Here is a 24251-nt window from a genome sequence, read left to right as displayed (position 1 = left end):
GCGGGGCGCGTTACCGCGCCACCGCCGAGCAGTAGTTCTCGTCCGTAGCCAGCAGGTTCCGGTGGGTGTCCTCGGCCGTGACGACCCCGTCGTCCACGACCAGGACCCGGTCGGCGGCGTCCAGGAGGGCCGGGCTGCTGGTGAGGACGATGGTGGTGCGGCCCCGGCGCAGTTTCGCGACGTTGCGTGCGATGAGCTGTTCCGTGACCGCGTCGACGGCCGTCGTCGGATCGTGCAGCACGAGGACGTCGCTGTCGGCGGCCAGGGCGCGGGCCAGGGAGAGCCGTTGGCGCTGTCCCCCCGAGAGGTTGGCGCCGCGGTCGCGGACGCCGTAGTCGAGGCCTTCGCGGTGGAGGGCGACGACGTCGGTCAGCATGGACGCCTCGACGGCCTCGGGGACCATGCCGCTGGTGCGCGACGGGTCGATGTTCGAGCGGAGCGTCCCCGCGAAGATCTCCGCGTCGTAGGGGTTCACCAGCACGTGTTCGCGGACCGCCTCGACCGACAGGTCCGCGAGGTCCCGCCCGCCGACCCGCACCGTTCCCTCGTACGCGCCGGGCGGGACGTTCACGGCCAGGATCGACGCGAGGTCGGCGGCCGCGCGCGGCTGGTAGGCGGCGATCGCCACGAACTCCCCCGCTGACACCTGGAACTTCAGCTTGCGCAGGGTTCCGTACCGGAGGCAGTCGACCTCCACGTCCGCGTTCTCGGCCGGGCGTTCGGATCCCGGCGTCATCACCGGCGGCGCGGTCAGCACCAGCGCCATGCGCTCGGCCGAGGCGCGCGCCATCATCACGTACTTGGGCATCTCCGAGAACAGCTTGAGCGGTTCCATGATGAACTGCGCCAGCCCCACGGCCATGACCAGTTCGCCGATGCTGATCCGGCCGTCGAACGCCAGCCAGCCCGCCGTCAGCGTCACAGCCCCGGCGAGGACCGCGTTGAGGGCCAGCGCGGTGCCCGCGTACGCGCCGTTCACCTTGGCGACGGTGATCGCCTGGACCTTCGCCTCCGTACTGACCTCACGATAGGAGCGGAACGCCGCGTGGTTGCCGCCGAAGCCGTGCAGCGGGCGCAGGCCGGTGATCAGGTCGGCGACCTTCGCGCCCGCCCGCGCCACCCGGGCCTGCTGTTCCTGGGTGCTGGTGCCGATCCGCTTGGACAGCACGCTCAGGCACGACAGGATCGCGACGGTTCCCACGATCACCAGCAGGCCGAGCCGGATGTCGGCCAGGCCCAGCGCGACCGCCGCGACCACGACCGCGACCAGCGAGCTGATCAGCAGCGGCACCACCTCGATGATGTCGGCGGTCTGGTCGGCGTCCTCGGTGGCGATGGTCAGCACCTCGCCGGACTTCAGGTCGACGTCCCTGGCCACCGGCTTCAGGCCGCAGGCCGCGACCCTCACGCGCCAGCGGTGCGCCTCCGTCGTGTTGGCCTTCTGAAGGATGCGCATCCCGAACCGCCACGACAGCGAGACGGTCGTGATGATCACGGCCAGCACGGCGATCGAGAGGCCGAGCGCGCCGAGGCTCCGGTCCCGCATCGTGTGCTCGACGATCAGGCCGAGCGCGATGGGGAAGGCGGTCTCTCCCGCCTGGTACATGCCCATGAGGAAGGTGCCGCCGGCCATGGCGCCGACGTTGCGGCGCAGGGCGGTGCGGAGGATGTCGGACCCCGAGCGGGGCCGCTGCGTGTCAGGAGTTTTCATCGAGGTGGCGGGCAATCGCTTCCGGGGTGCGCAGGGCGAACAGATCACGGATCGTGATCACTGGACCGTACTCGCGGCGGAGCAGCCCGATCAGCCGCACCGCCAGCATGGAGTGTCCTCCGAGGGACACGAAGTCGCTCACCGCGCTCACCTCGTCGTCGTCCAGGTCCAGTGCCTCGGCGAAGTACTCGCACACCACGGTCTCGGTCTCGGTAGCGGGTCCCCGCTCCCCCGCCGTGGTCAGCGCACCCAGCGGCTTGGCCTCCGGCAGCGCCTTGGTGTCAGCCTTCCCGTTCACCGTCAGCGGGATGCTGTCGACCTGGCCGTAGTGCGTGGGGCGAAGGAAGTCCGGCAGTCCGGCGCCGACGTCGGCCGCCACCGTCGCCAACTCCGCCCCGTCCAGGACCAGATAGGCGGCCAGCCGGTACGAGCCGTCGACCTGCGGGTCGGGCTGGGCGACCGCGGCGGTGAACCGCACCGCCGGGTGCGCCGCGAACGCGGCCTCCACCTCGCCGAGTTCGACGCGGTGCCCTCGGATCTTGACCTGCTGGTCGGTGCGGCCCAGGTACATCAGGTTGCCGTCGGGCCGGCGGACCACCAGGTCCCCGGTGCGGTACATGCGCTCGCCGGGTTCCCCGAAGGGGCAGGCGACGAAGCGGTGCGCGGTCTGGGCGGGCTGCCCGAGGTAGCCGCGCGCGATGCCGATGCCGGACACGTACAGCTCACCGGGGACGCCGTCCGGCAGGGGCCGCAGCCAGGGGTCCAGGACGTAGACGTCGGTGTTGTCGATCGCAACGCCCACCACCGGGTCCTGGCACTCGAAGGTGCCGACGCCGAGGGTGTTGATGGTGTACTCGGTGGGTCCGTAGAGGTTGTAGCCGACCGTTCCCTCGGTCTCGGCGAGCCGCTGCCACAGTGTCGGGGTGACGGCCTCGCCGCCGAGCAGCACCAGCGGCGGCCGGCGGTCCGGGTCGTCGAGCAGGCCCTCGGCGACGAGCTGCTGCGCGTAGGTCGGTGTCACGTTGACGACGTCGATCCCGTGCTCCAGGCAGTACTCGACCAGCCGGGGCGCGTCGCGGCGCAACTCCTCGTCGCAGACGTGCACTTCATGCCCGTCGGCGAGCCACAGCAGCTCCTCCCAGGACATGTCGAACGCGAACGACACGGTGTGCGCGATGCGGAAGATCCGGTGGCCGTGTTCCGCCAGCACCGGTTCGAAGATCCGGCGCTGATGGTTGACCAGCATGTTGGTGAGTCCGGCGTACTCGGTCACCACGCCCTTGGGCTTGCCGGTGGATCCCGAGGTGTAGATCGTGTACGCGGGGTGCCGCAGGCGGTCCGGGTCGTCCGGTGCGAACGTCACGTACGGCTCGGCCTCGGGCAGCGGGCGGTCCAGCTCGATCAGGTCGCCGTTCAGCGAGGTCAGCCGGGGCGACACGGCGCTCACGGTGAGGATCACCTCCGGGCGCGCGTCCTCGACGATCGCGGCGATCCGCTCGTCCGGGTGGTCCAGCTCCAGCGGCACGTACGCGGCACCGACCCGCAGCACGGCGAACAGCGCCACGATCGAGTCGAGGGAGCGCGGGATCGCGAGCCCCACGTTCGTCTCGGGGCCGATGCCCCGCCGCGCCAGCACGCCGGCCACCGCGCGGCTGCGGTCCCGGAGTTCGGCGAACGTCATCCTCGCACCGTGGGCGACGAGCGCGACCCGCTCCGGTGCGCGGTCCGTCGCCTGGTCGAACCGGTCGACGACGGTGTCCGTGCCGACGTCCGTGCGCTCGCCCCGCGAGGGCTCCGGACCCATGCCCCGCAGCGCGCCCACCGGGCCGGACGACCGGGCCAGGTCCTCCAGCACGCGCAGGTAGTCGTCGAGGAGACGACGGGCGTTCCCGGTGTTCTGGTCGCGGTACTCCAGCTTGACGGTGAGCCGGTCGCCGGGCGTGACCACCCAGGTGAACGGATAGTGGGTGGAGTCGTCGGCCTGCACCGAGGTGATGCCGTGCCGGGCGTTCATCTCGGCGAAGGCGTCCATGTCCAGGAAGTTCTGGAGGACGAACAGGTTGTCGAACAGGGTGTCGTGGCCACTGGCCCGCTGAATCTCGCCGAGCCCCAGGTGCTCGTGCTCCATCGCCCCGACCCTGGCCGTCTGCACGGCCGAGAGGTAGTCGCGGACCGTGTCGTCCGGCCGGGGCCGCGTCCACAGGGGCACGGTGTTCAGCAGCACGCCGACGATGTCGGACAGTCCCTCGCCCTCCCGGCCGGAGACGGTCACGCCGAACACGGCGTCACTGCGGCCCGTGTGGGCGCCGAGCAGGAGACCGAACGCGCCGGTCAGTACCGAGTTCAGGGTGACGCCGTGCGTCCGGGCCGCTTCCCGCAGCAGGTCGGACTGTTCGGCGGACAGCGTGTGCACGAGCGCGCGCGGCAGGTCGTCCGAGAAGGACGGCGTCGGGCCGGCGAGCAGGGTGGGGCCGGGCAGTCCGGCCAGGTGCTCCGCCCAGAAGCGTTCCGAGACGGCGGAGTCCTTGGCGTCGAGCGCCCGGGCGTAGTCCTCGAAGCTGGGCGTGGTGGGGACCGCGTCGAGGGGCTCGCCCGCGACGGCGGCCTCGTAGGCGTCGAACAGGTCCCGCAGCATGATCTCGCGGGACCAGCCGTCCCACAGCAGCAGGTGGTAGCTGAGCAGCAGGCCGTCACGGTCGCCGGGCAGGCGCACCACGGTCAGCCGGATCAGCGGTGGCTCACCCGGGTCGAACCCCGTGTCGCGGTCCCGGGCCCGCAGGGCGTCGACCTCGGCGTCAGTCGACAGCTCGACCGTGCGGACGCCGACCCGCCGGCCGGCCTTGAGGACCTGGACCGGGTTGCCGTCGGAGTCGGTCGTGAAGCCGGCGCCCACGACCGGGTGCCGGGCGATCACGTACGCCATCGCCTCGGCCAGCGCGCCGGTGTCCAGGCGTCGGTCGAACGTGAACCAGCTCTGCGCCACGTAGTGCCCGGCCGAGCCCGCCATCTGGGCCTGGAAGAACAGGCCCCGCTGGAGCGGGGTGACCGGTGCGGTGCGCTCGGCCGTGGTGGCGGCGTCCGCGATGCGCTGGAGCGCGCCCCGCCAGTGCTCGGTGAGCTCGTCGGGTATGCCGTCGGCCAGGGTGAACTCGGCGAGCAGGCTGCCGGTGGCCTCGTCGGCCCAGGCGTTGACCTCGACGGCGTACGGGCTGCCCTGGTCGCCGCCGGTGAGGTGCAGCGCCTGGGACTCGCTGCCCCGGCCGAGGTAGTTGAACAGCACCTGCGGGCGGGTGGTGTCGAGCAGGGGGGTTGTCTGCGGGTTGAGATACCTGAGTTGTCCGTAGGCGACGTGGGCGCGCTCGTCCGGCTGGCGTTCGGCGACTTCCCGCGCGGCTGCGACGGGGTCGGTGTGCGCGGTGAGCCGTACGGGCGCGATGGAGGTGAACCAGCCGACGGTACGGGTGTAGTCGTGGTGTTCCAGCGCCGGGACGCGGCCGTGCCGTTCCAGCTCGATCGCGAGGTCGGTGGGCGAGGGCTGGATGTGGGTCAGCGCGGTGCGCAGGGCGCCGCACAGCAGCTCGGTGAGGCCGACGCCGAGTGCGGCGGGGGCGGTGCGTGTCAGGCGGTCGCTCACGTCGGGGGCGAGCACGACCGTGGTCTGCCGCAACTCTCGGACAGCGGAGAGGAGTGGAGGCGCCTTGAGCGTGGTGACCCAGTGTCCTAGGTCCTCGACGGCCTGGGCCGACTGGAGGGTCAGTGCTTCGGCGTACTCGGCGTAGGACGTGGTCGGCGGGGCCAGGGGCTCGCCGCGCAGGGCCGTGGCCAGGTCGTCCAGCAGGATCAGCCAGGACACCGAGTCGACGGCGAGGTGGTGGACGGTGACCACGAGGGTGCGGCTCGCCTCCAGCCACGCGAAGGCGATGACGTCCCCGGCCTCGGGGTCGAGCCGTCCGGCGGCCTCGTTCGCGACGGCCGTCGCGTCGGTGGTGTCCGGGCGTACCACGGTGGTGTCGCGGGCGGGTTCGGTGCGGAGGGTCCATACGCCGTGTTCGGTGCGGAGTCGCAGTCGCAGGGTCGGGTGTGCGGCGACTACGGCGTTGGCTGCTCGTTCGACGTCGGCGAAGGAGCTGCTCTCGGGGACCGCCAGTGTTCTGGCCTGGGCGAACCGGGCGAGGGAGCCGCCGAGTTCGCGTTGGCGCAGGATGATCGGCGTGGGGGTGAGCGGGCCGTCCTCGCGATGGATGGAAACGGCCGCCTGTGGTGTGCTCGTCGTCAGGTGCTCGGCGAGTGCGCGGGGGGTCTTGTGCAGGAACACGTCCCGGGGCGCGATCGGCAGGCCGAGTGCCCGGGCGCGGTTGACGACCGTGATGGCGATGATGCTGTCGCCTCCGGCGTGGAAGAAGTCGGTGTCGGCGGTCACCTCCGAGCTGGACAGCGTCTCTGTGAAGATCTTGATGAGTGCGGCCACCGCGGTGGTTTCGTCTGCGGGCGCGTCGTGGCTTGTCGCGCCCCGCGGCGGAGCCGCAGATTGATACAGCCCCGCGCCCCTTTGGGCGCGTTCCACCAGCGCCTTGCGGTCCAGCTTGCCGTTGACCGTCAGCGGTAGGGCGTCGATCGTGAGCACCCGGCCCGGGACCATGTGCACGGGCAGCTTCGCGGCCAGTCGCTCGGCGAAGTCCCCCGGCACCCGGCCCACCACGTGCGCCACGAGATGATCACCGCTCTCCGCCACCGTCGCGGCCACGTCGATCACACCGTCGAGCTCCCGGATCGCGGACTCCACCTCGCCCAGCTCGATGCGGAAGCCCTTGAGCTGGACCTGGTCGTCGGCGCGGCCGGCGAACTCCAGCTCGCCGTCGAGGGTGCGGCGGGCGAGGTCGCCCGTGTGGTACATGCGGGAGCCGTCGCCTGCGAAGGGGTTCGCGACGAACCGGCTCGCGGTGAGGCCGGGCCTGCCCAGGTAGCCGAGCGACACCTGGTCGCCGGCGACGTAGATGGCGCCCACCCGGCCCGGCGGCACCGGCCGGAGGCGGTCGTCGAGGAGGTAGGCGACCAGGCCGGGTAGGGGGCCGCCGATCGGGCTGACGTCGTCACCGGGGCCGAAGTCCTCCTCCGTCAGCAGGCGGTGGGTGACGTGGACGGTGGTCTCGGTGATGCCGTACATGTTGACCAGCTCGGGCGAGCCGGTGCCGTGCCGCTCGACCCAGCCGCGCAGCCGCCCGAGATCCAGCGCCTCGCCGCCGAAGATGACGCGGCGCAGGGCGGGCAGGGGCTCGCCGGCGTGCCGGTCGGCCTCGATGAACTGGTAGAAGGCGGATGGCGTCTGGTTGAGCACGGTCACCCCGCGCTCGCGGACCAGCCGGTGGAAGTCGACCGGGGAACGGGTCAGCCCGTACTCGGGCACCAGCAGTTCACCGCCGTACGCCAGCGCGCCCCACAGCTCCCAGACCGCGAAGTCGAAGGAGAAGGAGTGGAACTGGACCCAGACGTCGTGCGGGCCGAAGTCCATGTCGGGCTGGGCGTTGGCGAGCAGCGTCACCACGCTGGAGTGCGGGACGACGACGCCCTTGGGCCGGCCGGTCGATCCGGACGTGTAGATCACGTATGCGGGGTCGTGCCAACTGGCCTCGGGGCCCGGCGCGGTCGTGGCCTGGGGCAGCTCGTCGCCCTGGACGAGCACGCGGGCCCGCAGACCCGTACGGGCCAGCAGTTCCGTGAAGCGGTCCCGCTGCTCGCGATCCACGAGGACCACCTGCGGAGCGGCGTCGGCGAGGATGTACTCCAGCCGTTCGTCCGGGTAGGCCAGGTCCAGCGGTACGTACGCGCCGCCCGCGCCGACGATCGCGACCAGGGCGACGACCTGCTCGACGGACCGCGGGACGGCGACGGCGACCCGCCGGCCGGGGCCGACACCGGCCGCGCGCAGAGCGGCGGCCAACTCGCACTTGGCGTTCGCGAGTTCGCCGTACGTCAGGGACCGGGTACCGCCGTCGAGGCCGCACTGGGTGACGGCGGTGGCGGCCGGGTCGCGCCGCGCGGCGGCGTCGAACAGGCCGCCCAGGGTCGTCGGGGTGATGCGCGCGGGGCGCCGGTCGCCCTCGGAGGCCACGTCGTCGACCAGGGTGTCCGGTCGGGTGAGCAGGGCGGTGAGGGTCGAGGTGAACGTGCGCAGGATCGCCTGGGCGGTGGTCTCCCGCAGCAGCTCTCCGTCGTAGATCAGGTTGAAGCGCGGACGGCCGTCGAGTGCGCGTTCCACGACCAGCGTCAACGGGTAATGGGGTGCGCCCTCGTTGACGAGGTCGGTGACGACCAGTGTGTCGCCGGGCCGTCGCAGTCCGTCCACGTCGGTCGCGACGTCGAACACGACCAGGGTGTCGAACAGGGAGCCGGCGTCGGCCTGGCGGCCGATCCTGGCCAGTGAGACATGCTGGTGCGGCAGGACGGCGCCCTGGTGTTCGCGCACCGAGGCGAGGAGGTCCCGCGCGGTGGTGGTGCCGCTCCAACGGACGCGTACGGGGATCGTGTTGATGAACAGGCCCACCATGTCCTCGATGCCGGGCAGGTCCGCGTCCCGCCCGGACACGGTGGAGCCGAAGACCACGTCCCCGCCCTGCAGGATGCCGCCCAGCGTCACCGCCCAGGCGCTGTGCACGGCCACGCTCAGCGGCACGCCGGCGGACCGTGCGGCCGCGTCGATGTCGTGCTCCGGCCGCACGGCGGTGTCGGCGAACCGGTCGGACGGGGTGTGTCCCTCGGCGACCAGCGACGGGCCGGGCAGGTCCGCGAGCTGCTCGCGCCACGCCCGGTCGCTCTCGTCGGCGTCGCGCCCGGCGAGCCGGCGTACGTAGTCGGAGAAGCCGCCGATCGGGTAGACGGTCCCCGGCGCGTGGTACTCGGCGAGCAGTGCGCGGAGCATCGGCGGCACCGACCAGCCGTCGGCGATGATGTGGTGCACGGTCTGCACGAGGACGTCGCGGCCCGGGCCGCCGCGGACGAGGGTGTACCGCATCAACGGGCCGGCCGCCAGGTCGAATCCGGCGCGGCGGTCCCGTTCGGCCAGGTCGCGCAGCTCGGCGTCGGTGATGCCGGGGCGGTCCAGGGTGGTGAAGGGCGCCTCGACACCGCTTTCCAGTACGGAGACCACACGGCCGTCGGCGAGGGCCACGAAACGTGCGGCCAGGTTCGGGTACAGCGCGAGCAGCCGGGTGGCCGCCGCCGCGAGCCGGTCGGCGTCCACCTCGCCGTCCAGGGTGAGCAGTTGCTGTTCGACGTAGGCGCCGGCCGAGTCGTCGTCGAAGACGGAGTGGAAGTACAGGCCTTCCTGCAGCGGCGTCAGCGGCAGGACGTCCAGCAGCGCCGGGCCGTCCAGGGCGTCGACGTCGGCCTGGGTCAGCGGCACCAGGCCGAAGTCGCTGGGCGAGTGGCCGCCCCGCGGGTCGAGTGCGGCCAGCCCGGCCAGGGCGTCCCGGAAGTACGCGCCGATGGCGGCGATGTCCTCGTCGGTGAACATGCCGTCGGGCCAGGAGATGGTGGTGACCAGGTCGTACTCGCCGGTCGCGGCCGGTTCGGCGATCGCGTTGAACTCCAGGGCACGCGGCAGCCGCATCCGCGGGTCGCGCTTCTCGCCCAACTGGCCGGTCGTCTGCGCGAGTCGCCAGTCTCCGGGCTCGCCGGCGGCGAAGCGGCCCAGGTAGTTGAAGAGCACCTGCGGTGCGGGGGCGTCGAACTCGGTGTCGGTCAGGTACCGCAGGGCACCGTAGGAGACGCCGTTGTCCGGCACCCGGGCGAGGTCTTCCTTGACGGCCTTGAGGGCGGCGGTCAGGTAGTCGGATGCGGTGAAGTCGGCCGCGGGGCCGGGGTCGACGGTGACCGGGAAGAGGGTGGTGAACCAGCCGACGGTCCGCGACAGTTCGGGCTCGAAGCCGGCGGAGGGGGCCACGAACTGTCCTTCGCGGCCGTGGCCCTCCAGTTCGATGTGCGCGAAGGTCTGGTCCTGTCCCAGGTCGCGGCGCCAGCGGGCGAGGGCGACGGCGAGCCCGGTCAGCAGGACGTCGTTGACGCCCGCGTGGAACTTCGCGGGGATCTCGCCGAGCAGCGCGGCCGTGATCTCGGGGCCGGCCGAGACGGTCCGCAGTCGCTCCGTGGCGACGGTGTCGGCTTCGGACAGCGCGCGCCTGCCCACCGGCTGGTCCTCGCCCGGCAGGGGCCGCCAGTAGGAGGAACTGTCCGCGTCGAACGCCGCGCGCTCCAGCAGTTGCGTCCAGCGCCGGAAGGACGTGCCCACCGGGGGCAGCTCGATGGGGGTGCCCGAGGTGAACTGCCGCCAGGCGGTGGCCAGGTCGTCCAGCAGGATCCGCCAGGACACGCCGTCGATCACCACGTGATGGGCGACCAGGACCAGCTGCCCTGCCGCACGGCGCCACACGGCTCGGAGCATCACACCGTCGTCGGGGTCCAGGGCGTCGGTGGCGAGTGCGACGCACGCGTCGAGCGGCCCGTCGCTCTCCTGCCACCCGACGACAGCCTGGTCCGGCTCCGGGATGTCGAAGCTCCAGCGGCCTGCGCGCACCAGCCTGGCGCGCAGCATGTCGTGCCTGCGGACCACGGCGGTGAGGATCTCGTCGAGAGCGCCGGCGGTCAGATCCGGCGGGGCGTTGAGCACGACGGACTGCACGAAGCCGTCGATCGCGTCGGTGGTCTCGCCGAGCCACTGCACGATGGGCGATCCCACGACGGACCCGGTCGCGACATCGCGGTGGTCGACCGTGGAGACGTCCTCCCGGCTCGCGACCGCGGCCAGGGCCCCGACGGTGCTGTGGGTGAAGATCTGCCGTGCCGTGACGTAGAGGCCCGCGTCGCGCAGCGCGGTCAGCAGCGAGATCGCCAGGATGCTGTCGCCGCCGAGCTGGAAGAAGTCCTGGTCGACACCGACCTCTTCGAGCCGCAGCACCGCCGCGACGGCCGCGCAGACCGCGCGCTCGTCGTCGGTGGTGGGCCGTACGAGGGTGCCCGTGCCGATCGTGGGCTCCGGCAGGGCGTTGCGGTCGAGCTTGCCGTTGGCGGTGAGCGGGAACTGAGTCATCACGACGATGTGGGCGGGCACCATGTACTCGACCATGTGCTCGGCGGCCCACGCCTTGACCTCGTCCGCCCGCAGGTCCTCACTGCCTGCCGCCGGGATGACGTAGCCCACCAGGTAGGTGCCGCCCGCCGCGTTCTTCCGCGCGACGACACAGGTGTGCCGTACGCCGGGGTGCTCGGCGAGGCCGACCTCGACGTCCTCGATCTCCAGCCGCATACCGCGGATCTTGATCTGGTTGTCGGCGCGGCCGAGGAAGTCCAGCGATCCGTCCGGGGCGAACCGGGCGAGGTCACCGGTGCGGTAGAGGCGGGAGCCGTCGTTCGCGAAGGGGTTGGCGACGAACCGGGAGGCCGTCAGACCGGGCGCGTTGACGTAGCCGCGGCCCAGGAGGAAGCCGCCCACGTACAGTTCGCCGCCGACGCCGACGGGGACCGGGCGCAGTTCCTCGTCCAGGACGTACAGCTGGGTGTTGGGGTTGGCCTTGCCGATGGAGGTCGACAGGCGTTCCGCGGCTCCCCGGTAGATGACGTGCGAGACGCCGATGGTCGTCTCGGCGGGGCCGTAGCCGTGGTACATGGGGATGTCGAGCTTGGTGCGGAACCGCTCGTACAGCTCGGGGGTCAGCACCTCGCCGCCGCACCACACGTGCCTGAGGCTGTCCAGCCGGCCGGAGTCGCCGGCGATCTCCAGCAGGACGTCCAGCATGGACGACACCAAATACGTGAAGGTGACGCGGTGTTCGGCGATGACGCTCAGCAGGTGGTGCGGGTCGCGTTCGCCGCCGGGCCGCAGCACCACGAGCCGGGCGCCGGACACCAGCGGCAGGAATATCTCGTTGATGGAGATGTCGAAGGACAACGGCGCCTTGAACAGCGAGGCGTCGTCGTGGCCGAAGCCCAGGATCTCGTTCACCTGCCACAGCAGGCGCTCGCTGATCGCCTCGTGGCGGATCATGGCGCCCTTGGGCCGTCCGGTGGAGCCGGACGTGAAGATGACGTAGGCGAGGGCGTCGCCGTGGACGATGATGCCGGTCCCCTCGGTGGGGTGGGATCCGTGGCGCCAGTCGTCGAGGTCGACGGCCACGGCCGGTGGTTCGGCCGGGTCGTGCTCGCCCGAGTCGTTGAGCTGTACGACGACCCGGGCGTCCTCGATGACGACGGCCCGGCGCGCGGCGGGCCACTGCGGATCGAGCGGCACGAACGCGCATCCCGCCTGGAGCACGGCGAGCAGGCCGATCACCATGTCGGCGGAGCGGCCCAGTGAGATGCCGACGACCTGTTCGTGGCCGAGGCCGCGTTCGACCAGATGGTGGGCCAGCTGGCTGGAGTATGCGGCGGCTTGACGGTAGGTCAGCGACCGGTGCTCGTCGACGATGGCGACGGCGTCCGGCCGGGTCCGCGCCTGCTCGCGGAACATCTCGACGATCGTCGGGCGGACGCGGTCGGTCTCGGTGTCGTTCCAGCGGGCCAGGACGTCGAGTCTCGCGGCCAGGCTGGACGGGCCGATGGTGCCGAGGGGCCGGTCCGGAAAGTCGGCCAGGTCGTCCAGCGCGAGCTGCGCCTCGGCCGGCTCGACACCGTCGGGGAGGGTGATGGTGCGGCCGTCCGCGCCGACCTCCCAGTCACCGGGCCCGGCCCCGCCGTTGTCGACCCATCCGAGGACATCGGCGAACAGGGTGCCGGGGGTGAGGTCGATGCCGTCGGGGCTGCGGCCCGTCGTCCAGTACGACAACCCGATGGCGCACGCTTCAATGATGGTCCTGTCGGAGTGGTCGCCGGTCCGCCGGCGTACGTCGGCCAGGCGTGCGGGAGAAAGCCGTACGAGACGAGCGCTCGGTTCCATCATCGAAGACTCAGCACCCTTTCAAGGAAACCAGAAATCAAGCCCAGCCCGACTCGGGCTTGCCTAACTACCCTCGCGCCATGCCTGCCACAGCCGGGCGTACCGGCCGCCCAGAGCCACCAACTCGTCGTGTGTGCCCTGCTCGACGACGCGGCCCGCGTCCAGCACGGCGATCCGGTCCGCCGCCATCGCCTGGGTCAGCCGGTGCGCCACGAACAGGGTGGTCCGGCCCGCGCACGCGGCCACGACCGCGCGTTCCAGCTCGGCGGCGCCCTCGCTGCCGGCCTCCGCGGTGGACTCGTCGAGCACCACCACGGGCGAGCGGGCCAGCACCAGCCGGGCCAGGGCGATCTGGGCGACCTTGGTGACGTCCAGTCGCTCACCGCCCTCGCCGACCCTGGTGTTGAGCCCCTCGGGCAGCGCCTGGACCCAGGCGTCGGCGCCGACCGTGCGCAGTGCGTCCGTCAGTTCGGCGTCGGTCGCCCCGGGCGCGGACAGCCGCAGGTCGTCGGCGAGCGGGCCGGAGAACACGTGCGTCTCCTGCGTCAGGATGCTCACCAGGGCCCGCGCCCCGGCCTCGTCCAGACCCGCCAGGTCGGTCGCGCCGATCCGCACCGACCCGGACTCGGGCTCTCCGATGCCCGCGATCAGCGCGGCCAGGGTCGTCTTGCCCGCACCCGTGGCGCCCACCAGCGCGAGCGAACCACCGGCCGGGATGGTCAGATCGACGTCCCTCAGCACCGGTTCCTCGGCGTCGGGATAACGGAACGTCAGCCCCCGCACCGTCACCGGCAACGGCTCGGCGTCGGCCGGCGCGACGGCCGGGTCACCCACCAGCCGGCCCTCACCGGCCTCCCCGAGCACGCCGACCAGCCGGGTCAGGCTCGCGCCCGACTTCTGCGCCTCGTCGAAGGTGAACATGATGAGGCCCAGCGGGCCGAACAGCCGGTGGAACAGCAGCGGGGCCGCCGACACCTCGCCCAGGCTGGCGGCGTCGGCCTCCAGCAGGGCGTACCCCACCACGATGATCAGGACCAGCCCGATGAACTCGGCGCGGTTCTCCCGGCCGACGAACCTGCCGAAGAACCGGAACACCTCGATACCGAGGTCGCGCACCCGCCAGGACTCGCTGGTGACCTTCTCGCGGAAGGCGCCCTCCAGGCGGTACGCCCGGACCGTGTCGATCCCGTTCAGACCGCTGATCAACGCCTGCGCGCGGTCGGCCTGGGCCACCCGCTGCTTCCGGTAGAGCGGCGCGGAGCGCGGGAGGTACCAGCGCAGGGCGAGCGCGTACGCGGGCAGCGCGCCGGCGCCCGCCAGTCCGAGCCGCCAGTCCAGCCCGAACATGCCGAACGTGGCGATGGTGACCAGCACTCCGGCCGAGAACACCGTGGGGATGGCCGTACGGATGCCCTTGGAGATGACGGCCACGTCGTCGCCGACCCTGGAGAGCACGTCTCCCCGGCCGACCTGTTCGACGCGGGCGCTCGGCATTCCCAGCACCGCCCGGACGGCTCCTTCCCGCAGCCGCGCGAGCAGGTCGGCGCCCAGCCGGCCGATCAGGTAGGTCGACACCGCGGTGGCCGCCGCGCCGAGCAGCGCGGCGGCCCCGATCAGCACCCCGATGGTGACCAGGACCGAGCGCGACTCACCCTCGACCACGCCGTCGACCACCCGGCCGAGCAGCAGCACCGGGAGCACCTGGAGCGCCGCGCCGGCCACCGTGGTGAGCACGGTGGCCGCCGACAGCCAGGGCACCTCGCGGCAGTGCGCCGCGACCCATCGGGAGGCCTCGCGTCCGGTCGCCGTGTGCAGGGTCGCCGGGGCGGGGCGGGTGGCGGTCGCGCTCACACCGCGACCCGGGCGGGCAGGGGACAGGACTTGGTGACCGGCATCGCTACTCGGCCACCGACTTCACGAGCTCGTCGACGGCGTACGGCATGGACAGCAGGGTGCCCTGGGAGATGGCCGCGCCGACCGCCGGGCCCTCGCTGTCCAGCAGGTAGGACACGTTGCCCTTCTTCACCGCGTCGAGGTTGGCGAACAGCTTGAACTTCTTCAGGGCCGCCGTGTCGGCCTTGTCGTTGATCACGAAGATGCGGTCGACGTCGACCAGGTCGACGCGCTCGGGCGAGAGCTTGGTGTAGAAGCTGCCGTCGGCGACCTTGTCGATCTCGGTCTGGTACGTGAAGCCGATACCCGTCACGAGCCGGCCGCGCACATCGGTGGAGGTGAACGGCGCCACCGAGTTCTCGTACCAGGACAGGACGACGGCGGTCTGCTTCGCGAGTTCGGGGTTCGCCTTCTTGGCCGCGTCGAGCTTGCCCTGGATGTCCTGCACCATCTTCTCGCCCTCCTCGGCCTTGCCGAGTGCCTTGGCGATGTGCAGGGCGTTGTCCTGCCAGGGGGCGCTGAACGGCTCCTTCTCGGCCTTGGTGCGGGCCACCGTCGGTGCGATCTTGGAGAGCTTGTCGTAGCCGGCCTGGTCGATCTCGGAGTAGACCGCGATGATCAGGTCCGGGCGCAGGGCGGCGATCTTCTCGTAGTTGGGGCCGGTGTCACCGTTCTTCATGATGACCTCGGGCAAGGCGCCGCCCCACTTGTCCTTCACCCAGGGCCACTGGGTGTTGATGTCGGGGCTCTGGCCCGCCGGGTTCGGGTACTGGTCGGTCATGCCGACCGGCTTGATGCCGAACGCCAGGACGGTCTGGTCGTCGGTGTAGCCGACGGTGACGACCCGCTTCGGGGCCTCGGCGACCTTGGTGGTGCCGAACGCGTGCTCCACGGTGACCGGGAAGGTACCGGCCGCGGCGGTGGAGGTGTTGTCGCTGCCCTTGTCCGCCGAGTCCGACTCGGAACCGCACCCCGCGAGGAGGCCGACGCCGAGCGTCGCGGCGGAGAGGAGTGCCGCGACCCGCCGCCATGGCGTCCTGCGCGTCGTTCTGTGGAGGAGCATCCGGAATTCCCCTTGCTTTTCGCACTGTCCACTACGCCCCCGGGTAAGGGCAGGCAAAACATATCGCAAGGCAGTAAGGTAAGCCTAGCCTTACTTGGCTAACTTTATGGCGGACTAGTCGAGTTGGACGTGCGTGCGACCGATCGGGACGATGAGCGGCCGGTCACCCACCGGGTCGTCGATGACCTTGGCGTGCAGTCCGAACGCCTCGTGCAGCAGCTCGGCGGTCAGCACGTCACGGGGATGACCCTGCGCCAGGATCGACCCCGCCCGCATCACGATGAGGTTGTCGCTGTAGCGCGCGGCCAGGTTGAGGTCGTGCAGCACCATCACCACGGTGCATCCGGACTCGTGCAGATCGTCGACCAGATCGAGTACGTCCATCGCGTGCGCCAGGTCGAGGTAGGTGGTCGGCTCGTCCAGCAGCAGCAGGTCGGTGCCCTGGGCCAGGGTCATCGAGATCCAGACGCGCTGCCGCTGCCCGCCGGACAGCGCGTCGACCGGGCGGTCGGCCAGGTCGGACACCCCGGTCATGGCCAGGGCGCGCTCCACCACGTCGGCGTCGTCCGAGGACCACTGCCGCAGCCAGCTCTGGTGCGGATGGCGGCCCCTGGCGACCAGGTCGGCCACCGTCAGCCCTTCGGGCGCGACCGGCGCCTGCGGCAGCAGGCCGAGTTTCCGCGCCACGTCCCTGGTCCTGAGCCGGGCGATGTCGTCGCCGTCCAGCACGACCGTCCCCTTGGACGGCTTGAGCAGCCGGGACAGGGTCCGCAACAGGGTCGATTTTCCACAGCCGTTGGGGCCGATGATGGTGGTGACGACCCCGGGGGGTATCGCCACGTCGAGATCGTCGATGACGGTCCGGGCGCCGTATCCGACGGTGACGCCCCTGGCTGCCAGCCGTGAGGCGTGATCGGACTTCGACTCGACCCCGGTGACGGACTGAGTGACCACAAGGCCCCCTTACTTAGGCTCGCCTGACTTTGTACCAGCTATCTGCGGTTCGCCCGTACCAGCAGATAGACGAGGAAGGGGCCGCCGATCGCCGCGGTGACCACGCCGACCGGGAGACCGACGGGCAGTGCCGCGCGGGCGATCAGGTCCGAGCCGGTGAGCAGCAGGGCACCGACCAGCGCGGAGGCCACCAGGGGCGGTGTCGGGCACCGCGCCAGGCGCATCGCCACCTGCGGGGCCACCAGCGCCACGAACGGGACCGGCCCCGCCGCGCTCACCGCCACGCCGGCCAGCAGCACCGCGCACAGCAGGAGGACCGCCCGCACGGCAGAATGACGGACCCCCAGGCCGGCGGCGATGTCGTCACCGAGATGCATCGGCTTGAACTGGAACGCGGCGGTTGTCACGACGACCAGGAGGACGAGAGTGCCCCAGACGGCCACCTGGACCTCGTCCCACGACCGGTCGTCCAGCGAGCCGACCAGCCATGCCTGGGCCTGGGCCACGTCCCTGATGTCGGCCGTGACCAGCAGCCAGGTCGTGAGGGCTTCCATCACGGCACTCACCGAGATGCCGATGAGGATGAGCCGGAGGCCGTCGATCCCGCGCCGCCAGGCGAGGAAGTAGACCAGCAGGCCCGTGCCGAGACCGCCCAGGAGCGCCGCCGCCGACAGGCCCACGGAGTTGACGATCGCCGCGGCCGTCCCGCCCGACACCGTCACCAGGAACACCGCGACCGTGCCGGCGCCGTTCGTGATCCCCAGGACGTCCGGGCTGGCCAGCGGATTGCGGGCGATGGACTGCGTGAGCGCCCCGGACACCCCGAGCGCGATGCCCACGACGACCCCGGCCAGGGCCCGCGGCATCCGCAGATCCATGATCACGAACTCGTCGACCTGCTCACCCCGGCCGAAGATCGTGGCGATCACCTGGGGCAGTCCGATAGGGAAGTCGCCGACGCCGATGGACAGGCAGAACACCAGGAACGTCGCCGCCGCGAGCAGCAGCGAGACGCTCACGATCCACGGCCGCCACACGAACGACACTTGGCCGAGCCGCACGCCCGGCGCCACCGACGGCTTCACGTCTGTCCTGTTCATGCGTTCTTGAACTTTCCGCGCCACACCAGGGCCGCGAAGAACGGGGCGCCCAGCAGAGCGACGACGACACCCGCGTCCAGCTCGCTCGGCCGCACCACCAGGCGCCCGACGATGTCGCAGACCAGCAGGACGACGGCACCGAGCAGACCCGCGTACGGCACCAGCCAGCGGTAGTCGGGCCCGGTCAGGTACCGGGCCACGTGGGCCACCATGAGCCCGAGGAACGCGATGGGCCCGCACGCGGCCGTCGCGGCGCCCGCCAGCAGGGTGATGGCGGTGATGCCGATGGTCCGGCTCAGTGCGATGTTCACCCCGAGCCCGCGCGCCACGTCGTCACCCAGGTTGAGCAGGTTGAGGGCCGGCAGCGTGATCAGTGCCAGCACGAGTCCGGCCGCGATGAATCCGGTCACCGGCCAGATGACGCCGAATCCGACGCCGGCCACGGAGCCCGCGTTCCAAAAGCGCAGCGCGTTCAGCGACTTCTGATCCGACAGCGCGATCGCCGTGGTCATCGCCGCGAGGAACACCGTGACTCCCTGCCCGGCCAGGGCGAGCGTCAGCGGGTTCCCGGCACCGCGGCCGATGCTCGCAACGCCGAACACCACGACACCGGCGACCGCCGCGCCCAGGAAGGCGAACCAGATGTACTGGAACGGATCGGTGAGCCCGAACACGGCGATCACCGTCACCACGGTGAACGAGGCTCCGGAGTTCACGCCCAGCAGGCCGGTGTCGGCGATCGGGTTGCGCGTGTACCCCTGGATCAGCGCCCCGCCGACCCCGAGGGCGACGCCCGCGACGATCGCGAGCACCGTCCGGGGCACCCGCACGGTCTCCACGATGAGCCTGATCTCGGTGAGCCGCTGGTCGGACTCCGGTGCCGCGAACAGCCCGTGCCACACCTCGCCGGGACTCAACGCGCGCGCACCGACGGCCAACGACACCGCTCCCGCGGCCACGAGGATCAGCACCAGCGCGCCAAGGCCCACAACTCGCCGCCGACGGAGGTGAGTTGTGACCTGTGACGCGGGGCGCTCCGCTGCGATCGTGCCCATGTCGACGTACGTTATCCCTTTGATCTACGGGAACGGCAGCGCCCCAAAGGGGCGCGGGCCGTCTCGATATGCGGCTCCGCCGCGCGGGCGCGACCAGCCGCACTCGGCCCGCAGTGGCAATACGGCCTCACCAGCGGAGCTAACGCGCGGCGCTGCCGGTTCCGTCGGCGACCGTCCGGGCCTCGTCGGAGGCGGACTTGCGGCCCCGGTCGAGCAGCGAGTCGAGGATGTCCCCGACCCTGATGGCGGTGTTGGACAACAGGGACGAGGTGATGCCGTGCGTGTGCTCGGTGCCGCCCTGGAGGTAGATGCCGCAGTGCAGGCCTGGCTCCGTCGCGATGCGGTAGTCGCGCTCGACCCGGACGCGGCCCTCGTCGTCACGGAGGCAGCGGTCGGCCACCTCGCCGAGCAGACCGACAGGGTCGGCGGGGCTGTAACCGGTGGCGAACACCACGACGTCGGCGTCCAGGACGGTCTCCTCGCCTGTGACGAGGGAGGTGACGGTGGCCCTGACCGTGTCCGGCGTCTCCGTGACACCGGTGAGCCGGGAGACGTTGAGGAAGCGCAGGCGCTCGGTGCCGAGGACCTTCTCCTGGTACATCTGCCGGTACAGGTCGTCGATGAGGTCGATGTCCACCACGGAGTAGTTGGTGTTGCCGTGGTAGTCCATCAGCCGGCGTTTGACGCTCTCCGGCGCGGCGAAGAACTCGTCGACGGCCTCGGGGTCGAAGATCCGGTTGGCGAAGGCACTGTCGTCGGCGGGGCTGTAGCCGTAGCGGGAGAAGACCGCGCAGACCTCGGCCTCGGGGAAGCGGCGGTGCAGGTAGGCCACGTTCTCGGCGGCGCTCTGCCCGGCGCCCACGACGACGAACCGGGAGGGCGAGGTGCCCTCCAACGCGTCGACACGGCCGAGCAGTTCGGAGTTGTGCCAGACGCGGTCGCTGCGCTCCACACCTTCCGGCATGAGGGGGCGCAGACCGGTGCCGAGGACGAGGTTGCGGGCCCGGTGGACCTCCAGGCCCTCCCCCGAACGGACCGTGACGTCCAGGTGTTCCACGGCGCCGTCGCGCACGACGGGCATGACGCCGACGACCTCGTGGCCGTAGGAGACCATGTCGTCGACCTGGCCCGCGGCCCACTCGAAGTAGTCGTGGAACTCGACCCGCAGCGGGAAGAGGTTCTTGTGGTTGATGAAGTCGATCAGCCGTCCCTTGCTCTTGAGGTAGCACAGGAAGCTGTACTCGCTGGCGGGGTTCCGGAGCGTCACCAGGTCCTTGAGGAAGGACACCTGCATGGTCGCGTCGTCGATGAGCATGCCTCGGTGCCAGCCGAAGCGCGGCTGCTGCTCGAAGAAGTGAGCGGAGACCGCTCCCTCCTCACCGGCGCGTGCGTTGTGCTCGCTGAGCGCGATCGCCATGGCCACGTTGGACGGCCCGAAGCCGATGCCAATGAGGTCGTGGATCAAAGGGGCGTCGCCAGGACGAGCCTGTGCCATGTCACTCCCATCGTGCGGTGCGGCGACCCTTCAGAGCGGGCAGCCGTCGGTCGAGCATCGGGAAGTACGGAAGTCGGGCACGCCGGGAGGCACCACCCAAAACTTAGGTAAGGCTAAGCTCATCCTGTGAAGCTGTCCATAGGCAAAACGGGCACACACAGGGCCGGGCGACCGTCAACACATGCGCAGGGCAGCCCCGTTGACCACTTAGGTAAGCCTTGCTTTACTGGCCACGGCCATTCCCTGCTTCGAGGAGGAACCCCATGCGGGTCGTCATGTTCGGTTACCAGACCTGGGGGCACCGCACCCTCCAAGCCCTCCTGGACTCCGAGCACGACGTGGTCCTTGTCGTGACGCACCCCAAGAGCGAGCACGCGTACGAGAAGATCTGGAGCGACTCGGTCGCCGACCTCGCCGAGGAGAACGGCGTGCCGGTCGTGATCCGCAACCGCCCTGACGACGACGAGCTGTTCGAGCGCCTCAAGGAGGCCGACCCGGACATCATCGTGGCCAACAACTGGCGTACGTGGATCCCGCCGCGCATCTTCGACCTGCCGCGCCACGGCACGCTGAACGTGCACGACTCGCTGCTGCCGAAGTACGCCGGCTTCTCCCCGCTGATCTGGGCGCTGATCAACGGCGAACCCGAAGTGGGCGTCACCGCGCACATGATGAACGACGAACTCGACGCCGGCGACATCGTGCGGCAGGAGTCGGTCGCGGTCGGGCCGACGGACACGGCGACCGACCTGTTCCACAAGACCGTCGACCTCATCGCCCCGGTCACCATCGGCGCGCTCGGCCTCATCGCCGCCGGGCAGACGGAGTTCACCAAGCAGGACCGCTCCCAGGCCAGCTTCTTCCACAAGCGGTCCATCGAGGACAGCCGCATCGACTGGACCTGGCCGGCCGAGGACCTGGAGCGCCTGGTCCGCGCCCAGTCCGAGCCCTACCCCAGCGCGTTCACCTTCCACCAGGGCAGGCGACTGGAGGTCCTGGCCGCCGTCGTCTCCGAGGGCCGGTACGGCGGCACGCCCGGCCGCATCTTCTACCGCGAGGGCGAGGGCGTGGTGATCGTCGCCGGAGCCGACGCCCGCACCGGCCGCAACCACGGCCTGGCCATCACGCGCGTGCGGACCGAGGACGGCCGGGAGCTGCCCGCGACCGAGTACTTCACCGCCATGGGCGGCTACCTGACCAACCAGCCCTGACGCTGCTGTGAAACTTCTGTGCAACGCGTGGGGCTTTAAGTTTCAAGATTCCCTTTGCCGACGGCGGCTGCGACAGTGGGCCCCATGGGGGCAGTACATGACGTCAAGTCAGCACCGGGACGACAGTTGGCCTACCACGACACGTACCACCAGACCGTCGGCACGCTCCTGAGCCCCGTCCTCGGCTGGGTCCTGGCGCTCACCGGGGCCGTGGTGCTCCCCCTGACCGCCGCGACGGCCGCCGGACCGGAACCCGGACAGTGGCGTGACCAGAGCCCGGGCCTGTACACCGTGAGGGTCGCGGCGGACGCGACGGAGAAGCCGGGAGCCTCGACGGTCTCCGTCCCGGCGCCCGCGCCTTCCCCCCTGGCGGCGCCCGACCCTCAGCAAGGCGACGGCCCGCCGTAGGCGGGGATCACGCCCGCCAGGCGTACCGCCGTTCGGGCCGGCCGGCGACGCCGTAGCGCAGGGACACCTCCGCGCTGCCGGTGCCGTGGAAGTACTCCAGGTAGCGGCGGGCGCTCACGCGGGACACGCCGGTCAGCGCGGCGCACTCGGAGGCGGACAGGGTGCCGTCCGCCTCGCGCAGGGCCCGCTCGACGAGTTCGGCGGTCTCCACGCTCATGCCCTTGGGCAGCGCGGGGGCCGGTGCGGGGACACCCGCTCCGGCCAGGACCCGGTCGATGTCGGCCTGGCCTCGTACCACCGCCGTGAGCAGCCGGCCCCGCTGGGCGGCGTAGCGCTCCAGCCGGGAGCGCAGATCCTCGAAGTCGAAGGGTTTCAGGAGGTAGTCGACGACCCCCTGCCGGACGGCGCCGCGGACCGTGTCGGCCTCCTGCGCGGCGCTGATGACCATGACGTCGCAGTCGTGGCCGGCGGTGCGCAGCCGGGGGATGACGTCGAGGCCGAAGAGGTCGGGGAGATACAGGTCGAGCAGGACGAGATCGGGGCGCAGTTCGTCCACGGCCTCGATCGCCTGTCCGCCGGTGTGGGCCACGCCGACGACCCGGAACGGCTCGACGCGTTCGACGAACGTGCGGTGGACCCGGGCCACCATGAAATCGTCGTCGACCACGAGGACGTCGATCGTGCCCGCCTTGTCGCGCGAGCCCGCCTTGTCGCGCGTTCCGGTCATGTCGTGCGTTCCGGTCATGGGGCGGCTCCTTCCGCCACCGCTTCGGGGAGGTGGCTGACGGTCATGCGTGCGGTGAACACGGCCCCGTCGGGGGTGTTGGCCACCGAGATCTCTCCCCCGTGCCGTTCACAGACCAGCTTGGTCAGGGCCAGTCCGATACCGCGCTCGCCCTCCCGCGCGGCCTTGGTGGTGAAGCCGTGCGAGAACACCTCGCGGGCCAGTTCGGGAGCCACGCCCGGCCCCGAGTCGCGGACCGCGATCTCCACGCTGGAGGCGTCCTGCCGCAGCGCCACCTCGACCCACCGTTCCCCGTCGTGCGCCGCGGCGTCGACGGCGTTGTCCACGAGGTTGCCCACCACGGTCGCCACGTCGGCGGCGTCCTTTGGGGCCAGCCGCTCCAGCGCGGTGTCGTCCGAGATACGCAGGCTGACCTTCCGTTCGGCCGCCAGGGACGCCTTCGCCATCAGCAGTGCGGCCACCGCGGTGTCCCGGACGCGGCGGCTGAGGGTGACGTCCAGGGACTGGCGGTGCTGGTTCAACGCACGGATGTAGCGCACGACTTCGTCCTGCTCGCCGATCTGGATCAGCCCGGAGATGGTGTGCAGCTGGTTGGCGAACTCGTGCGCCTGTGCCCGCAGCAGCTCCGAGGAGCTGCGGAAGGAGCCGATCTCCCGCTCCAGCCGAGCCAGTTCGGTGCGGTCGCGCAGAGTGGTGACCGAGCCGAGGAGCCGGCCGTCCTTGGTGACGGTCATCCGGTTCATCACCAGGACCCGGCCGTGGCGGACCACGACCTCGTCCCGCTTGTCGGCGGCGGTGGTCCCGGCCAGCACGTCCCGCAGCCTTCCCTCGATACCCAGACCGTCCAGGCTCTGCCCGACGCAGTCCTCGGGCAGGCCGAGCAGACGGCGGCCCATGTCGTTGACGAGGGTGAGCCGGTGCTGCGGGTCCAGGGCGATCACCCCCTCGGCGATCCCGTACAGCAGCGCCTCCCGGTGCTCGGCGAGTCCCGCGATCTCGCCCGGTTCCAGCCCGAGGGTCTGCCGCTTCACCCGCCGCGCGAGCAGCCAGGAGCCGGCCACGCCGAGCCCGCTCGCGACACCCAGGTAGGCGAGCAGATACGAGGAGGCGCCGCTGAGCCGCTGCCAGACGGTCGGATCGGCCTCGCCGATCATCACCGTGCCGAGGATCCGGCCGAGGTTCTCCTCCGTCGCACCGAGGACGGGGACCTGGGCGGCCAGCTCGCGGTTGCCGTCCAGCGTCAGCTGCCCCGACCAGCCCCGCGCCCGGTGGGTGCCCTGCCCCCGGGGCAGCCGCTCGCCGACCACCGTGGGATTGGTGGAGCTGACGATCCGGCCGGAGGCGTCGGCCACCGTCACCGAGGTCACTCCGGAGTGCGCCTGCGTGGCGTGCACGAGCGGGGCGAGCGTCTCCCCGGGCGCGGGACGCACCAGCTGGCTGCGGACCAGGGGGTTGGTGGCCAGCTGTTCGGCCAGCGCGCTCACCCGTCGTCCCTCGACGCGGTTGAAAGTGGCCTGCGACTGGGCGAGCGAGACCGCGGCGACCGCCAGCAGCACCACCACGACGATGGCGAGCTGGAGCACCAGCATCTCGCCCGCGAGCGAATGGCGACGAAAGGTGGCGACCACAATGAACTCAATCTTCAATGCCGACACAGGTGGGGCGGCTCGTGTGCCGAGTCGCACAATCATG

The 24251-nt window shown here is 71.2% G+C and carries 12 protein-coding genes; 2 read left to right on the top strand and 10 right to left on the bottom strand.

Annotated elements, in window-relative coordinates:
• Positions 1–10: 10 nt before the first annotated feature.
• The 8 genes from HDA41_RS35630 to HDA41_RS35595 form a co-directional block, all read right to left on the bottom strand.
• Positions 11–1711, bottom strand: a complete 1701-nt coding sequence (locus tag HDA41_RS35630; protein ID WP_184991382.1) for an ABC transporter ATP-binding protein — start codon at positions 1709–1711, stop codon at positions 11–13.
• Positions 1698–12638, bottom strand: a complete 10941-nt coding sequence (locus tag HDA41_RS35625) for a non-ribosomal peptide synthetase (RefSeq protein WP_184991380.1) — start codon at positions 12636–12638, stop codon at positions 1698–1700. Before HDA41_RS35625 ends, HDA41_RS35630 begins: the two co-directional genes overlap by 14 nt.
• 60 nt (positions 12639–12698) lie before the next feature.
• Positions 12699–14486: an ABC transporter ATP-binding protein gene (locus HDA41_RS35620; RefSeq protein WP_184991378.1), complete on the bottom strand. Its 1788-nt coding sequence runs from the start codon at positions 14484–14486 to the stop codon at positions 12699–12701.
• A 46-nt stretch (positions 14487–14532) separates the two neighbouring features.
• Entirely contained in the window at positions 14533–15591 is a 1059-nt protein-coding gene (locus HDA41_RS35615) for an iron-siderophore ABC transporter substrate-binding protein (RefSeq protein WP_184991376.1), read from the bottom strand.
• Between the two features lie 114 nt (positions 15592–15705).
• On the bottom strand, positions 15706–16545 hold the full coding sequence (locus HDA41_RS35610; RefSeq protein WP_184991374.1) for an ABC transporter ATP-binding protein: 840 nt from the start codon (positions 16543–16545) through the stop codon (positions 15706–15708).
• 38 nt (positions 16546–16583) lie between these two features.
• Positions 16584–17645 carry a FecCD family ABC transporter permease gene (locus HDA41_RS35605; RefSeq protein WP_184991372.1) on the bottom strand — a complete coding sequence of 354 codons (1062 nt, stop codon included), beginning with the start codon at positions 17643–17645 and terminating at the stop codon, positions 16584–16586.
• The gene (locus HDA41_RS35600; protein WP_184991370.1) at positions 17642–18700 is read right to left on the bottom strand and encodes a FecCD family ABC transporter permease; all 1059 of its coding nucleotides are present in this window, start codon (positions 18698–18700) and stop codon (positions 17642–17644) included. Before HDA41_RS35600 ends, HDA41_RS35605 begins: the two co-directional genes overlap by 4 nt.
• Positions 18701–18839: 139 nt before the next feature.
• Positions 18840–20195, bottom strand: coding sequence for a lysine N(6)-hydroxylase/L-ornithine N(5)-oxygenase family protein (locus tag HDA41_RS35595; RefSeq protein ID WP_184991368.1), 1356 nt, complete (start codon positions 20193–20195; stop codon positions 18840–18842).
• Between the two features lie 263 nt (positions 20196–20458).
• On the opposite strand from HDA41_RS35595, the gene HDA41_RS35590 reads away from it, so the two are divergent.
• Together HDA41_RS35590 and HDA41_RS35585 are read left to right on the top strand one after the other, a co-directional pair.
• Entirely contained in the window at positions 20459–21406 is a 948-nt protein-coding gene (locus HDA41_RS35590) for a methionyl-tRNA formyltransferase (RefSeq protein ID WP_184991366.1), read from the top strand.
• 84 nt (positions 21407–21490) lie between these two features.
• The gene (locus HDA41_RS35585) at positions 21491–21814 is read left to right on the top strand and encodes a hypothetical protein (protein WP_230299512.1); all 324 of its coding nucleotides are present in this window, start codon (positions 21491–21493) and stop codon (positions 21812–21814) included.
• A gap of 7 nt (positions 21815–21821) precedes the next feature.
• Here the strand turns inward: HDA41_RS35585 and HDA41_RS35580 are convergent, their stop codons facing one another.
• Positions 21822–22559, bottom strand: coding sequence for a response regulator (locus HDA41_RS35580; protein ID WP_376706837.1), 738 nt, complete (start codon positions 22557–22559; stop codon positions 21822–21824).
• The gene (locus HDA41_RS35575) at positions 22556–24187 is read right to left on the bottom strand and encodes a sensor histidine kinase (RefSeq protein ID WP_184991364.1); all 1632 of its coding nucleotides are present in this window, start codon (positions 24185–24187) and stop codon (positions 22556–22558) included. Before HDA41_RS35575 ends, HDA41_RS35580 begins: the two co-directional genes overlap by 4 nt.
• Positions 24188–24251: the final 64 nt, after the last annotated feature.

The organism is Streptomyces caelestis (assembly GCF_014205255.1).
GTDB lineage: Bacteria > Actinomycetota > Actinomycetes > Streptomycetales > Streptomycetaceae > Streptomyces > Streptomyces caelestis.
The sequence above is the reverse complement of the archived record's forward strand: the minus strand, read 5'-3'. Positions and strand labels throughout refer to the sequence as shown.

Excerpts from the sequence above, each read along its gene's own strand:
- HDA41_RS35630 (WP_184991382.1), bottom strand. The coding sequence starts at position 1,711 with ATGAAAACTCCTGACACGCAGCGGCCCCGCTCGGGGTCCGACATCCTC.
- HDA41_RS35625 (WP_184991380.1), bottom strand. The coding sequence starts at position 12,638 with ATGATGGAACCGAGCGCTCGTCTCGTACGGCTTTCTCCCGCACGCCTG.
- HDA41_RS35615 (WP_184991376.1), bottom strand. The coding sequence starts at position 15,591 with ATGCTCCTCCACAGAACGACGCGCAGGACGCCATGGCGGCGGGTCGCG.
- HDA41_RS35605 (WP_184991372.1), bottom strand. The coding sequence starts at position 17,645 with ATGAACAGGACAGACGTGAAGCCGTCGGTGGCGCCGGGCGTGCGGCTC.
- HDA41_RS35600 (WP_184991370.1), bottom strand. The coding sequence starts at position 18,700 with ATGGGCACGATCGCAGCGGAGCGCCCCGCGTCACAGGTCACAACTCAC.
- HDA41_RS35595 (WP_184991368.1), bottom strand. The coding sequence starts at position 20,195 with ATGGCACAGGCTCGTCCTGGCGACGCCCCTTTGATCCACGACCTCATT.
- HDA41_RS35590 (WP_184991366.1), top strand. The coding sequence starts at position 20,459 with ATGCGGGTCGTCATGTTCGGTTACCAGACCTGGGGGCACCGCACCCTC.
- HDA41_RS35585 (WP_230299512.1), top strand. The coding sequence starts at position 21,491 with ATGGGGGCAGTACATGACGTCAAGTCAGCACCGGGACGACAGTTGGCC.
- HDA41_RS35580 (WP_376706837.1), bottom strand. The coding sequence starts at position 22,559 with ATGACCGGAACGCACGACATGACCGGAACGCGCGACAAGGCGGGCTCG.